Source organism: Clostridiisalibacter paucivorans DSM 22131, assembly GCF_000620125.1.
GTDB classification, from domain to species: domain Bacteria; phylum Bacillota; class Clostridia; order Tissierellales; family Clostridiisalibacteraceae; genus Clostridiisalibacter; species Clostridiisalibacter paucivorans.
Genome location: NZ_JHVL01000061.1, coordinates 1 through 14,786, shown reverse-complemented (window position 1 = coordinate 14,786; position 14,786 = coordinate 1). Strand labels below are relative to the sequence as shown.

The 14,786-nt window shown below is 34.8% G+C and carries 15 protein-coding genes and 2 pseudogenes; 2 read left to right on the top strand and 15 right to left on the bottom strand.

The window, feature by feature from the left end:
- Together Q326_RS18805 and Q326_RS0113555 are read left to right on the top strand one after the other, a co-directional pair.
- A pseudogene (locus Q326_RS18805) lies at positions 1 to 206 on the top strand (IS110 family transposase); the annotation flags it as partial.
- 311 nt (positions 207 to 517) lie between these two features.
- The gene (locus Q326_RS0113555) at positions 518 to 1,024 is read left to right on the top strand and encodes a hypothetical protein (protein WP_026895875.1); all 507 of its coding nucleotides are present in this window, start codon (positions 518 to 520) and stop codon (positions 1,022 to 1,024) included.
- Between the two features lie 339 nt (positions 1,025 to 1,363).
- On the opposite strand, the gene Q326_RS0113550 is transcribed toward Q326_RS0113555, so the two are convergent.
- From Q326_RS0113550 to Q326_RS0113475, 15 genes and pseudogenes are all read right to left on the bottom strand, one after another.
- Positions 1,364 to 1,966 carry a helix-turn-helix domain-containing protein gene (locus Q326_RS0113550; RefSeq protein ID WP_026895874.1) on the bottom strand — a complete coding sequence of 201 codons (603 nt, stop codon included), beginning with the start codon at positions 1,964 to 1,966 and terminating at the stop codon, positions 1,364 to 1,366.
- Positions 1,967 to 1,999: 33 nt separating this feature from the next.
- On the bottom strand, positions 2,000 to 4,039 hold the full coding sequence (locus tag Q326_RS0113545) for an AAA family ATPase (RefSeq protein WP_026895873.1): 2,040 nt from the start codon (positions 4,037 to 4,039) through the stop codon (positions 2,000 to 2,002).
- A gap of 1 nt (position 4,040) precedes the next feature.
- A complete protein-coding gene (locus tag Q326_RS0113540) occupies positions 4,041 to 4,505 on the bottom strand; it encodes a DUF6530 family protein (protein ID WP_026895872.1) in 465 nt (154 codons plus the stop codon).
- Entirely contained in the window at positions 4,502 to 4,846 is a 345-nt protein-coding gene (locus Q326_RS0113535; RefSeq protein WP_026895871.1) for a GIY-YIG nuclease family protein, read from the bottom strand. The genes Q326_RS0113540 and Q326_RS0113535 overlap by 4 nt, the downstream gene beginning before the upstream one ends.
- A 358-nt stretch (positions 4,847 to 5,204) precedes the next feature.
- A complete protein-coding gene (locus Q326_RS0113530) occupies positions 5,205 to 6,083 on the bottom strand; it encodes an AraC family transcriptional regulator (protein WP_026895870.1) in 879 nt (292 codons plus the stop codon).
- 78 nt (positions 6,084 to 6,161) lie between these two features.
- Positions 6,162 to 6,854 (bottom strand): MBL fold metallo-hydrolase, encoded by a 693-nt coding sequence (locus tag Q326_RS0113525; RefSeq protein WP_026895869.1) that lies wholly within the window; start codon positions 6,852 to 6,854, stop codon positions 6,162 to 6,164.
- Positions 6,845 to 7,234 carry a cytidine deaminase family protein gene (locus Q326_RS0113520; RefSeq protein WP_026895868.1) on the bottom strand — a complete coding sequence of 130 codons (390 nt, stop codon included), beginning with the start codon at positions 7,232 to 7,234 and terminating at the stop codon, positions 6,845 to 6,847. Before Q326_RS0113520 ends, Q326_RS0113525 begins: the two co-directional genes overlap by 10 nt.
- Positions 7,231 to 7,881: a Vat family streptogramin A O-acetyltransferase gene (locus Q326_RS0113515; protein ID WP_026895867.1), complete on the bottom strand. Its 651-nt coding sequence runs from the start codon at positions 7,879 to 7,881 to the stop codon at positions 7,231 to 7,233. The genes Q326_RS0113520 and Q326_RS0113515 overlap by 4 nt, the downstream gene beginning before the upstream one ends.
- Positions 7,882 to 8,357: 476 nt before the next feature.
- Positions 8,358 to 9,152 (bottom strand): GNAT family N-acetyltransferase, encoded by a 795-nt coding sequence (locus Q326_RS0113500; RefSeq protein WP_026895866.1) that lies wholly within the window; start codon positions 9,150 to 9,152, stop codon positions 8,358 to 8,360.
- A gap of 39 nt (positions 9,153 to 9,191) precedes the next feature.
- Positions 9,192 to 10,271 (bottom strand): ribosome small subunit-dependent GTPase A, encoded by a 1,080-nt coding sequence (rsgA, locus tag Q326_RS0113495; protein ID WP_026895865.1) that lies wholly within the window; start codon positions 10,269 to 10,271, stop codon positions 9,192 to 9,194.
- 133 nt (positions 10,272 to 10,404) lie between these two features.
- Positions 10,405 to 11,868, bottom strand: a complete 1,464-nt coding sequence (locus Q326_RS0113490) for an Msr family ABC-F type ribosomal protection protein (RefSeq protein WP_026895864.1) — start codon at positions 11,866 to 11,868, stop codon at positions 10,405 to 10,407.
- 132 nt (positions 11,869 to 12,000) lie between these two features.
- On the bottom strand, positions 12,001 to 13,215 hold the full coding sequence (gene mef(A), locus Q326_RS0113485; RefSeq protein ID WP_026895863.1) for a macrolide efflux MFS transporter Mef(A): 1,215 nt from the start codon (positions 13,213 to 13,215) through the stop codon (positions 12,001 to 12,003).
- A gap of 266 nt (positions 13,216 to 13,481) precedes the next feature.
- Positions 13,482 to 14,186 (bottom strand): lipocalin/fatty-acid binding family protein, encoded by a 705-nt coding sequence (locus tag Q326_RS17440; protein WP_026895862.1) that lies wholly within the window; start codon positions 14,184 to 14,186, stop codon positions 13,482 to 13,484.
- Positions 14,187 to 14,225: 39 nt separating this feature from the next.
- Positions 14,226 to 14,324: pseudogene (locus Q326_RS19230) on the bottom strand (hypothetical protein); the annotation flags it as partial.
- A 199-nt stretch (positions 14,325 to 14,523) separates the two neighbouring features.
- Positions 14,524 to 14,786: ATP-binding protein (locus Q326_RS0113475; RefSeq protein WP_026895861.1), on the bottom strand; the 263-nt coding region annotated here is incomplete at its 5' end.

Genomic DNA, 14,786 nt, shown 5'->3' with positions numbered 1-14,786 from the left:
GATACTACTTGATTGAGGCTGCTAACAGTGTTAAAAATCTCAATCCTGAGTACAAAGAATATTACTACAAAAAATATGGTGAAGTAACTACTCACCAGCACAAAAGAGCACTCGCACTTACATCTCGTAAATTAGTACGCCTGATTTTTAGCTTGCTGACTAAAAATCAAATCTACTCCAATGATAAAGTTGGAGAGATTCAATAAAATATTTTCCTATCCTAAACCTGTTTTTTTTTGCAAAAACCATAGGTTCTATTAAGGTTACCCTTTTTTAAACATTTCTTTTGTTTTATTTTAAAATATTATCTTGACATATTACCAGATTGCTTTCTAATCACCAACACTCTGTTGGTGATTACTATTATAATGCCAATAGGAAAATATTGCAATAGTTCTTTCAGAAAATATGGTAATTTTTATTTTCTTTATTTTAGGTCTGGCCGCCAGCCATATTAGAGTGATATAATTAATTTATAGATATAGGAAATAAAAAAATAATTTATCAGGTGATTGCTATGTTTATAGGATTGTTTTTAGGAGTATGTTTAACAATATTAGTTCTTTTTATAAAACTTTATAAGAATATTACCCTGTTTTCTTTCAAGACAATGGCATTTGGAATTGACTTTTTTGTTATCCTATTTTATACAATATATTTTTTCCATCCTCATGTGGCAACAAAGCTTGTTGTAGGCAAATTGCAATATCTTCTTGATGCAGGTGCTGGAATCCTTGCAGTAATTCTCTATGGACTTTTAATTTTATTTATCAATGATACCTTCCCTAAAATCAGTAATGTTCTTAATTTATTTATAACATTTATAGGGGTAGGCATAGCAGTACCTTTTACAATAGGACTTCTAACTCCTGTAATTCAGTTCTTCCATCATAGTTTCACATTTAATGGAGATATTATTTTATCCCAGAATCATATGCTTAGTCTTTTTCTAAAATATATGGTTTTTGGAATCATTGCCCTTCCAGTATGGAGATACAGAATGAGTAAGCTTGAGGAATTTTAATTATTTGGCAAAGAAAAAGCGATTACTTTAACAAATGTCTTCTTAAAGTAATCGCTTTATTTCTTTATCCTTATCACCATATCAAAATATTTAGAAGAGACAATTTTAATATCTTCTTAAATTCTAAGATCATTAAAAAATAATATAAATTTTTCTTTTACTTCCTACAAATCCTTTTATCATTTTTCCCCCAAATAATATTTGTAATATTATTCATATCATTGTTCGGAATTTTGTTGTCCTATTTAATATAGCCTATCTATCATCTAGTAACAACACATCCCTGAATCAATTATAGTAGTCTATTATAAATCCTACAAAAAAGAACAGACTGTGCATTCACAGTTTCGCTTGACTAATACCTGAATATACCGATAAACCATGTTTGATGCAATAAACATATAGTTTACCACCCGTAATTACAGGAAACCTACATGTTGGACTTTGTTCCGGATACAAGCGGTTCAGTAATACTCTGTCACTTTTAACATAGGCCACAAAAGAAAGATAATGATCTTTGGTCATTGGATGGTCAAAAGTGGCAAAGTAATCAGTATCTATTTCCTCTACCGTGATTTTTGGTGCAATAGTTGCAACAGTAGGCAAGATACGTTCTAACTTTCTTCCGCAGCAGAAGATAGAAGCACTTCCTGTGCTCACCAAAATATTTCCACAGGAAGGACAGACGTAAAAACGTACTTTATCAATATTGCCGCTATCCGGCTTATTTGACGTAATTTCACCCTCCATCATCTGTTTCATATCAACACCCAAAATAGCAGATAGTTCTGGCCACAGCGATAGATCAGGACACCCTAAACCACATTCCCATTTTGAAACCGTTTTATTTTGAATATTCAAAGCATCTGCAATGTTTTTCTGGGTAAGTTTTTTTTCCTTTCGTAGCTTGGCAATTAAATTGCCTATTTTCACACAATCCATAACACCACCTCCATTCCTACTTAGTATATCATACTAGATACACCTTGCGATTACTTGTACCAATCTTGCTGGAAGCTGCTTCAAATCGGTTATATCCAGTGTGTTTTCAGCACCGTAAAGCTCTCGGATAGCCTCCTTATCCTGTCCAATAGCTGCAGCTAGGAACTGGATGCCTTTTCGCCTAAATTCCTGCAAAGTATCTTTCATATCATACGCTGCCTTTTCACCTGAATAATCAGGCATAGCCTTAGGCTGCCCATCACTGATGCTGATTATTAATTTGGATTTTTGGGGCACATTAAGCAATCTATCGGAAATAATGCGCAATGCCATACCATCCCGATTGTTGCTGCGTGCCTGAATGTTCATAAGAGCATATTTTTCATCTGCATCTTTGCTTTCAAAGTCTACATAGGCATAGACGGACATTTGCTCCAGCTTGGAGCGGTCTGCTGTATCCCCGTAAACCATTATCGGAATGCCACACCCTTTGCAGAATTCATATAAAGCGACAGCTGCTTGTTTTGCTGCATCCAAACGGCCAAAGGCTGACATTGACGCTGATTCATCAATCCTGAGAGCAACCGCAAGGGAGGGTTCTTCCTCGGGTGGACGCTTGCGAGCAAATACGCGGAAATCCAAAGAAGCGGCCTGATCCGCACAGAACTTTGTGCCATAAAGCTGAGATTTGGAAAATTCAGCGGAAACTTCATGCTCTAAAAGCGGGTTTGTTTTGCGGATTAGTTCCCGAATGACTGGTAGCAAAGTAGCAGCCATGTTGTGATACTCTTCCCTGTTTTGAGCGGTAGCTTCAGGGCGGTGGACAATAAGCTTGATTTCTTCATGGCAGCTGCCTTGAACACTTTGCCGTGCTTCCCTGTTCAACTGTTTACGAAATTCCTTTTTTTGAAATTCGTTTGTATCGGATTTATCGAGCTCATGATAGAATGGAGTGCCATTTTCTCCATTATCATTGCTTGAAATATCAGTATTTTCATCACTGCTCGTATCCGAATGCCCCTCACTGTCTTCTGATTTTCTCAGACGCACTGCATTTTTATCAGCTTGATCTGTCTTGGTAGAGAACTCTCCATTTTCGGAAATATTAAGTTCCATTACTTCTGGATTCTCTCCGTCTGAATGGGATTGACAGATGATATCCAATTCCTCAAGCTTATCTGTCAAGTCATGACTTACTAGCGCCTGCTCTAAAATGGCAAGCTCCTGTGGGTCAGTGGTAATTTTGTAAAGTACCTTATAATAAAGAGTATTTTGTACCGAGGCACCGCTTTGAACGGCATCAACCCAAAAGATATAGGATCGCATCCCAGCCACACCTTTAATAGCATTAGCCTGGGCAGTTTCATCCAGCAGCATAATTGTTTCGGCTAAAGGAGAAAGAATACTTTCATAATGATAACCAGTCTTAGCCTTGGCCCGTTCCATCATAACTTCTTTGGGTGGTAAATCCAGTTTTTCTGCATGTTGTACTCTATCACGCAAAGCTTCATTTAGGGGGCGGTAGCCATTATAACCTCGGTTTGTTGTTATAACGGTAATAAAATCAGGATGACGATGTACGATACGGGTAGGTAAGTTTAGGCTACCATCTGGTTCTAATGCGGAATTTAGAGCCATTAAAACAGCAGCATCCCTAATCACTGTGGGTTCCTGAATCTCCAAGAGCCATCCATTTTCATACGCACGGACAATTTCTGACGGATAATAGCGATATTCAACAGTATCTGATTTATCATCTTTTTCCGGCAGTACCGGTAGAATAGAACCCAGCACATCGGATTTATCCATATCTGCAAAACAGGTTACTTTAGTATAAGGCAGGTTAAAATCAGCAGATAAAGCTTTGGCAAGCTGGGTTTTTCCCGAACCAGCATCTCCCTCCAGCAAAATTGTATTGATTTTCATTTCACCACGATTCCAATTTCTTACTACTTCTTGATATATACGTTTTTCTGCTTCACTCTCAATATGTGAAGGTGGTTTTTGCCAGACAAGGGACTTCTCCTCTTCTGATAGCTCTCTGGTAGGTGATAAAATACTGGTTTGTTTCATATTAATATAACTCCAATTCTTCTAAAATTCGGTTAAGCACCCGCTTGCGTTCTCCAATCAATTCCCCTAAATCATTCAGACTCTGGGCAAATGCTTTGATGTCCTCATTGATGTTTTGATTGTCTACACACACCTCTACAGATAGCACATCACCTTGTACCCCAACACGTTCCACGAGGGGTTTTTCCGGGTCATATAAAAGGGGGAGTCGGTAAGCCTCCTTGAAGTAAAGTAATGTCTGGGACAAAAAGATTATTAGGTCAAATATTTGATGGATGGGTAGCTCCTGGGCCAGAATCAATTCACCATCTATATCATTTTTCCAAATCTGTGCGGCAATCTGCATTTTTTTATTTTCTTCCAGCATAGGTGCACCTAATGTTAAACGTTTGATGCCAGATTTATAGGCGTTTCTGCCATCTATACGCTCATAACCATTTGATACCATAACAACTTTTTCATTCATCGCCATATCCTCCTTGCATTTGGATCAGCAGCGAGACACTGCTCTCTCAAACTTTCTAATTTTGCTGTATGATCTTCATGTGGGTCATCATACTTTAACACTTTAATAACTGATAGTTCAAAGCCTTCCGAGCCATATTTGTTCCAGAGTTCCTGTAATCGTTTATTGGGGTGCCAGTTGGCTTCCAATTTCATATTATTGCTGTTGAAGTCTGATTTTGTATCTTTGGAGATACCCAAAAATACCTCGCCAGTTTCTCTACAACTGTAGGATATTACACCCATTTCAGGATGTCTGTTTCTATAGATTTCCAAAAGTTCTTTTTTTCTTTTTATATCCATTGTGTTCACCTCGATTTTATTATATACTTAAGTATTTCAAAAAATAATCCACGCTCCGTAGACCAAACATAGCTGGATTATTCAAAAGATATTATTGTAAAAGCAATAAATTATACTATACCTTTGATTGGGTGTTATCGTCTATCCTATCTCCTTAACCCTACAATATTATCTATTCAGTCAACTTAACCCTATCTGATTTTAGGCTTATTTCTTACCTAAAAATAAACCCTCAATATATTCCTATGAACACATATCGAGGGCTAAAGTAGAGTAGATGGATTTACTTTCATTTTATGAAACCTAGTATCTTCGGGGCTTTTTGACCTTATTTTTTAAACATCAAAGTTCACCATATTTATTTAATATCTTTTTTAACCGGTATCCATATTTCACTTTTATATTTTGGATTCCTTGTGTCTGGGCTCTCATTCCATAAAATTTCTGGACCCGGGGCTATCTCATATCCCGATGATGGAAACCATTCTGAGTATATCCTGCCCCATATATTTTGAAGTGTTTCAGGGAATGGTCCAATAGATTCAAATACTACCCAAGTATTAGCTTCTACTTTTAATATATCAAATTCTGCTTCTTCACCTTTTGATGTTGCCACTCCAATATAATGGTCTAATTCTCCCTCTTCTTCCATCCTACCTTCAGAAAAATTAGTAGAGGCACTAATAATACCCCTTGGTTCTACATTTGAAATTCCTTTTAATTCTTTAATAATCTCAGGAGTTAAAAGCTCAGTCATTTTCGCAATCTCTGGATTTACGCCTTCAAAAACAATTGGAACCCTCTTTTTAAATCCCACCAAATTAAACGCCTCTTTTTCAACGATACGATAATTCATCTCGCATCCTCCTTTAATTGATAATTGAAAGGTCATTCTAGGATAAGCCCTTAATTTCGAATTTTCCTCTCTTGCTACAGAGGGGAGAATGTCATGCATAGAGTAAAAGGCACGAGAAAAGGAGTCGGCTGAATTATACCCATATTTGATAGCAACATCAATTATCCTTAGACCTGGATCCTTCAAATCAGTCGCTGCCAGGGTTAGTTTTCTTCTACGAATATACTCTGATAAGCTTATACCTGATAGAAAAGAAAACATTCTACTAAAATGATACTCTGAGCAATGAGCAATTTTAGCTACCTCTTTATGGTCAATAACTCCAGTTAAATGCTCCTCAATATATTCCAATGCATTATTCATACTGCTTAAGGAATCCATAGAATAACCTCCCTTCATCATCAATATTATCAAAAGACACGTTTATTCATCCGACAATCTGTGCACAGTTTAGTCGGTTTATTTTAGAATGGATTTTAAGTAATCTAATAAATCTGATTTAGCTAGAGGTTCTGTATGACTTAAAATACAATATTTACAGTCGATACTTTCTATTAAATTTATTAATGTCCTTAATTTTTCCCTATCCATGTAATCATCATTGAAGAAATCCTCACTTGTTGAATCTCCCAAAAACAATATCCTTTCCTCAGGAATATAGATAAGCACCGTATCTTCCGAATGAGGAGATACGGTATGAAAAATCTTTGCAGTTATTCCACCTAGATTAATGGTAAGTTCCTTTTCAAATTGGATATCTGATGGAACAACAATAATTCTTTTATTATCTGCATATTCTCTACTAAGGCACTCATCATCATTTATCAAAAATTTTGTATATGCACTATCAGATAGTTTGGCTCTTTCCTGTTTCAAAAACTCGTTGGTTTTATGGTGTGCAATGGACAAACCATGAATTTTATGCATTCCAAAGGTATGGTCCCAATGCCAATGAGTGATGACTGTAAAATCTGGCTTCTTTAGGCCCTCAATTTTTAGGGATTTATAAAATTCATCAACATGGTCTGCTGAATTTCCTGCATCAATGGCAAGTACAATTTTATCTCCTTTTAAGTATGCTAGCATAGGCCGATCAGTTTCTGGTTGATGTGGATAATAAAAGACTTTGCTAGTTATCTTTTTTAGTCCCATTTGACATCCCACCTTTCCGGTAATAAATCTTTCAGCAGCACTTCTTCCATTTCAGGTAACACAATTTGGGTCTCTATATTTTGATTATCTATCTGTACAATGAACTCCCTACACCTTCCACATGGTGGAAGTATACTCCCATCTTCAAATACAGCGACAATCCTTTTGATTATAGTTTCATTATTCTTTACCATTTCAGCAATAGCTGACTGTTCAGCACATAATCCAATAGAACATGGCAAGTCAATGCATATGCCTGTAAAGATGTTACCCTTATTTGTCTCCAACGCACACGCAACATGCCCTGAAGTTCCAAAGTTCCGTAATTTTTTATGATTAATTATACCAAAAGCGGTTTGATATAATTCTTGTTTATTCATTGATTTTCCTCCCATTTATCCATTAATTCTTCTAACCCAGTTTCTGATGTTAATTTTTCAAGATTGTTAAATATCTCCTCTTCGCTCCAATTCCACCATTGAAGCTTTAGCAAGAATTCAATCTTTTCGTCACTAAAGCGTTTTTTGATAAACTTAGCTGGATTCCCACCATATATTGTATATGGATCAACACTTTTCACTACTGTTGAATTAGCGGCAATAATCGCACCATCACCAATTTTAATACCCGGCATAATGGTAACATTTTGACCTATCCATACATCATTGCCAATCACTGTATCTCCCTTAAAAGGAAGTTGTTCAATTGTAGGAGTCACCTTTTCCCATCCTTGGCCAAAGATATTAAAGGGATAGGTTGTAATTCCATCCAATCTATGATTTGCACCATTCATAATAAACTTAACACCCTCTGCAATTGCACAGAACTTTCCTATTATCAGTTTATCCCCTAGAAATTCGTAGTGGTGCTCTATATTGTCATAGAATTTCTCTGGGGACTTTTTATTATCGCTATAATAGGTATATTCTCCAATTTCTACATTGGGCCGTTTTGGCAAATTACTTATATAACAAACTGTTTTTATGTTTTCATTCGGATAAAGCTTTTTCTTATCTGGTCCAAACATAATATTCACTCCTTGTTTCAAAATTAATTTATTAATATTGAACTAATTATAATCGATTTATTTTCCTATCCTTAATTTCATAAACTACATCTGCTACATTATCTACTAGTTTTTTATCATGGCTAATAAATATAATCCTTTCAGTGTACTCTTTCATTAACATTTCCAATGCCCCCAAGCTAGGTATATCAAGAAAGTTCATCTATTAATAATATGTTATATCTACCCATAAGCATTTTAGGTAACAATAACTTAATAATTTCACCACTACTTAAGATAAATAATCTTTTCCCAATAATTTTGTGCAAAACCCATAGAGGCAAACATTGAACGGACTTCTGATGTATTGTGAATAAGGGGGAGATTAACAGCAACCCACACTATTAAATACCAATTTTGTTTTAGCTGTCTCCTATCCCTAGGATACAACTAAAGACATCTTCTTTTTACAATACCCAAGGTACAATTAAAGTATTTTATTTGGTCCAATATGAATTAACGAATACAGTTTCAAGTCCCAGTTTTTGCATGTTATTATGACTGATAGAACCAAACTCTACATCTGTATACAATTTTTCCAATCCCAACTCTTTTGCTTTATTAATCCTGTACATTAATAATGCTTTTTGACTTCCCTTTTCTCTAAAATCTTTAAAAGAGTAATCATTAGCAATGTATCCTTCTTTATTATTGATAAAAAGCGAGCCAATACCCGCGACCTTCCCTCCAATATAGGAAATAAAATTGTAAAAGTTAGGCTTATAAAAATATGGTGCTCTTCTTTTTATTACCGATGCATCAATGTCCATACCACCATTGGATTCTATTACTATGTTTACGAATTCTTCAGCATTTTCTTTTGTTACTTCAACTATATCTATTTCATTTATAGAGCCTTCATACACCTTAGGAATTACCTGCATAAATGCTAACTGCTCAAAAACTGTATAACCATGATTAAACAAGGCTGTTGAAACTTCTCCATTAATATTGTTAGGTGTCATATCAAAGCATGGAATTATGTTTTGTTCTCTGTATATATCCAGTATCTGATCTAGTTTATCTATATCTTTCATTCCAAATCCCTTTACTCTATTATAATAAATGGAGTTAGGACTGTTAGGTTCGTAAATTAAACTGCAGTTTCCTATTTTCCTTACCTCTAACCTTTTATCAATTTTTGAAAGAGCCCTTTTGGAATTGAATTTAGTTAATTGAATTTCCATATCCTCTATTTTACTTACTTGGTCTAGTACTTTATTACTACGCATAAAAAACCTCCATTGAATCTATCCAGTGTATTAACATTTCTACCTTGACTTACTCTTCTCTTTCAGCATCTTTCGGGCACTCTTCATGCCGCCAAATTCCTTGAAAATTTCATTAAGCTTTTCATTTTCTATTTGCCTAGAATTTAATCCTTCATATTTAGCTTCTTTTTTGAGTTTCAGATAGCTCTCAAGCCTATCTTTGGATAGTAATCCAGCTCTTATGGCCTCTTGCACCGCACATTTTGGCTCATTAGAATGGGTACAGTCGCTAAACTTACACTTAGCCGACAACTCATCAATGTCAGTAAAGGTTTTTGATAAATCAACACTTTCAATTCCTATTTCCCTCATTCCTGGAGTGTCAATAACAACACCACCATTTGGGATGACAATCATCTCTCGCCTGGTTGTAGTGTGTCTGCCTTTATCATCATTTCGTATTCCATTAGTTTCAAGAATATTTTCACCAATAACCTTATTAATCAAAGTAGACTTTCCAACACCTGATGATCCTATAAATGCAATAGTCTTTCCACTGCCAAGATAACTTTTTATTGGCAAGTAGCCATCCTCACTCATACTTGAAGTAACTATTACATCTACTCCCATTGCTACAGTATCAATTTCTGTCAGCTTTTCAGAAAGATCCTTGCACAAATCTGATTTAGTAAGCACAATGACAGGCTTTGCTCCACTATCCCAGGCAATTCCAAGGTAACGTTCTATTCTACGAATATTAAAATCATTATTAAGAGACATACAAATAAAAACCGTATCAATATTTGAAGCTACAATTTGATTATCATTTGATGTTCCTGCTGCCTTTCTAATAAAGGCACTTTTTCTTGTGAGTATGGTATGAATAATTGCGTTTCCACTGATATCTTCTGTTCGATCTATCATAACAAAATCCCCTACTGCGGGATAATCGGAGACATTTTTTACCTTAAAACGAAGCTTACCAGAAATTTCTGCTGTTAATTCACCATCTTCTGTTACAACCTTGTATAGGTTTTTGTACTCCGAAATAACTCTCCCAATATAAAGCTCTTTATATAAAGTAGACTCAGTTATAAATCTTTTATTAAGCCCTAAATTCGTCATATCTATTTTATTCAATTTTTTTATCCTCCTAAAGCTATTTTGATTTCATATAAACTTACGGGAGGCTATACCCCTCCCAGGTTACTACAATGCTATTATTAAACATAAAACAACAACTCCTTCTTTTAATTGTAAATAAATAAAATAATTATCGAACTAAGTTTAATTTTTTATCTTTGATTTCATAAACTATGTCGGCTACATTATCCACTAGCTTTCTATCATGACTAATAAATATTATCGTTCCAGCATACCCTTTCATTAACACTTCCAGCGCCTCTAGGCTAGGTATATCAAGAAAATTACTTGGTTCATCCATTAATAATATATTATACCTACCCATAAGCATTTTAGCTAGTAACAGTTTAATAATTTCACCACCACTTAAAACAGATAGTTCTTTGTTAATATCCCCATCTTTAATTCCCATGGAAGAGAGTACTGAGCGGATTTCAGTAATATTGTAGTCACAATCTTCCTTCATAAATTCCATAACCTTTTGATTATGGTTATATTTGTACCCATTTTGGGAAAAGTAGCCTATTTCTGCCTTAGGGGAGGTTGATATACCATCTTCATGGTTTAATATCATTTCAATTAAAGTTGTTTTTCCAGTACCATTCCCACCAACTAGTGCCACCTTTGCTCCAAGAGGGATTTGGAAGGAAGCTTTCTTAAATAACACATTATCCCCAAAATTCTTATTCACTTCCTCTCCAATAATAGGATAAGGATTATGAAGTTCGAGTGCCTTGCTCTGTCTAAAACGAATGGTACTGATATTTTCTGGAGCCTGTATTTCTCCCAAATCTTCAATTCTTTGCTCAATGGACTTAGCAGCATTATGCAATGTTTTTTGCTTGCTTCCTATAGTTTTCTGATGTGCTAAACGTCCACCACTTTTGGATTTATCTTTCTTAGCTGCACCCTTTGTCTTCTGGCTCATTTTATTTGCTTGGTTTCGTTTTTCTTCTGCCGCTTTTTCCAATCGCTCTTTCTCAGCGATAAATTGCTTATATTTTGTGGCCTGGTTTTTATATTCTTCCTCTTTCTGATGAAGGTAATCAGAATAGTTCCCCCAATACTCTGTGATATTCCCATCCTTTAGCTCCCATATCTTATCAACAACCTCATCGAGAAAATAACGATCATGACTAATAATGAGTAGTGCACCATAAAAATACTTTAGCTGCCCGATTAAAAAGTCAATTCCCTGACGGTCTAAATGGCTCGTTGGCTCATCAGCAAAAATACCATGCACATGGCCTGATAGGGCTTGTGCTATTTTTAACCTGGTCTCTTCACCACCACTCATTATCTTCCTATCTAAATCCCCAACACCTAGCTTTCCCATTATTGAAAAGTCTTTAACCTCTTGCGTAACTATTTCATCTAACTGGGGAATATATGCAAATTCTCCTATACGATTAAGCTTGCATCCAGGTGGGGTTAATTCTCCTAACAATACTTTTAATAAGGTACTTTTACCTGTACCATTTGCCCCAACTAACCCAATACGATCATAACTATATAACTCCAATTCATCAATGTCTAAAATATCACGTCCTGTATATTCTACAAATATATCTTTCGCTTTTATTAATAATTCCATTTTTCTTTCCTCCTGTCTAAAATCGCATGTTCTCATACCTATTCGCAGGAAAAACCCTGCGATTTAAGCAGGAAGAATTACATAAATATATAATACATAAGTGTACCTCCTCATATTTTTTATTTCCTTCTTTTATTTTTCATCTAAACCCTTAATTACTAGAATAAATGGACAAATCATTGCAATCCCTATAATTAAGATTCCAGATATTAAGAACCAATTGCTTACGCCGATTCTATCCGCAAATAACCCAGATAGTATTAATCCAACGGGCATAGCTAAAGACATAATGCTACCTGTTAGGGAAAATACACGTCCTAAATATTCAGGCTTAATTCTCTCTTGGAAAAGTGCCGTTTGAACACCACTATAAAACGGAACGGAGAGTCCCATAATTGCACAACATAATGCAAATACCACAAAGCCACTTGGAGGAAGTAATCCCGAAATAGTCAAACTGGCTCCCATCATAAAAATAGATGCAGTTATTAGTATTATTCGCTTTTTGTAGCTACCAAATAACCCTAACAGCATGCTTCCTATGAGCATGCCTGAAGCATAGGCTATTTCTGTAATAGATACATGCATAGGTGTTCCTTTAAAGTATTCCATACTAATTAATGGATAAAGTGCATTGATTGGCATGTAAACCAGCATATATAAAGTACCTATTAGTAACAAAGCAAATAACCCTTTATTTTCTTTCAAAATATAAAAGCCATCTTTCATCTCTTTTATAAAACTTAGGCTTAATTCTTGCTTTTCTACATCAAGCTTAGGGATTTCTATCAATGCTAGTGCAATAATAGCAACTATGGCACCAAATACATCAATTGCTATAATCGCATTTAATTCCCAAATAGAATATAAAAAGGCTGCGGCAGCTGGGCTAATAATATAGCTTATAGATTGCAATGATTGGCTGTAGCCAGCACATTTGGTTAATTGATCTTCTGGTACTAAAAGTGGTGTTACAGCACTTAATGCTGGGGAATGAAAAGCTGTTCCAACACTTCGTATAAAAAGCACCACCATAATCATCCATATCGGAATTTCCATATATAATGCAATAAATGCTAATACTGCACCTGCTATAGCAATAATTAAATCTGCTATTATCATAATCGTCTTTCTATTATAACGGTCAACTAAAACACCAATAGCAGGTCCTAAGACTGCATATGGTAGAAAACCAATAAGTGAAGCTATTGATAATACCATGGCAGATCCCGTCTTTTCTGTAATATAAAAGATAATCGCCATTTGTAATATAGCACTTGTAATAAGTGAAACTGCCTGACCTGCATATATTGTAAAAAACCTCTGTTTCCAATTATATTTTTCCATTTTATCTACTCCTATATTTTTCTAAAATAATTCTTCCAATTAAAATCATAATTATTTTAGGCAATAAAAATGCAGACCCAGTCCCACAATGTGACTTCGATCTGCATATATACAATATGAGGATACACTAAAGAAAGGTATAGCAAAGAAGCTAATCCTTACCTTAATCAACTCCAACATCGTATAAATAAGCACAACAAAAAGCCTATCACTGTGGATAGAATTGCTCTTTTTATTGCTGGCTTATCTTAAACGCATTGAAGCTGTCATAGTTTAGTTCCTCCTAAATTCTCAATTATATCAACGTATACTATAGCATAATAAATTAATATATTCAATACTAAAATCTGATAAATAATAAAACTGTCATTCCAGAGAATAAGTCGTTGCCCCTGATAATTAGCCATTTTATGATCTAATTTTGTTGTTGAATTTTCTGTATTCCTACCACGCATTCGATATGTGTCGTCTGCGTTATGGGAATACATAATATCGGAGTGTTTATCATGTATTCCCTTAGCTTTTTTTCTAGATATATCCTCCTCAGATTCCATACCTGCTTTGAATACAAAAGTAACTGAATATGGATTTTGTGTCCCATCTTCATTTTTTTTTCCAACAATCACATGATCAATAACATTTTCAAATATTTCACGATCAAATGATTCTAAAGCTTCATTGTTATCAAATGCTTTTCTGAAAGATCTAAGTTTATCTTTCAGTTGCTTTTCTTGCTCATAAGCTTCATCAAGATTACTTAACTCTTCTTCAACTCTTTCAAGCTCCATTGTTGTAGCATTATATTTCTCTTCGTAAGTTTCCTTAGTAATGATATTTTCAAGATTCATTTCTACAAGCTTACCTAACTTATACTTCAAATTTTCTTTTTCATCACTAAGCTTTTTGAGCTTTTTGGTAACTGTGGATTCACCGATAGTCTCTTCAATATTTTGAAGAAACTCTTCAACCATACCTCTATTGCTGGTTGTTAACGTATTAAACGCATCGACAAATGCATCTTCAATCGCAGATTCACTAATACCTTTACTGTGAGGGCAATATTTTTTACCTTTTTTAGTTCCGGTAATACATGCCCAAACTACTTTTTTATTCTTAGTATTACCATGCTAAGAACGTCGTCCTATTGTTCCACCACAGAAAGCACATTTCATTTTACTACTAAAGGCATACTGCCTACTGTACTTCTCTCTTTTCACACCTTTGCTTGCAGCTCTTCTAGTACTGTATTTGTCAACCGAAATTTCCTCTAAATTCTAATCGAATTCTCCTCTAGTTAAGGTAAAAAAATTATTGCTTTTCTAACCAAAGTTTAGTTTCTTTTAATCTATAAGAATTACCATTCATATTTACAATATATGATTTATGTGTAAGTCTATCTATTATTGCAGCTGTCATTACTGGATCTTTAAATATTTCATCCCACCTTTCAAATGATAAATTTGTAGTTATTATTGTAGATTTTCTTCCTGCTCTTAAGGAAAGATAGGTGAATAAGAGCTCAGAGGCTTCTTTATCAAAAGAAATATATCCAAGTTCATCTGCTATTATCA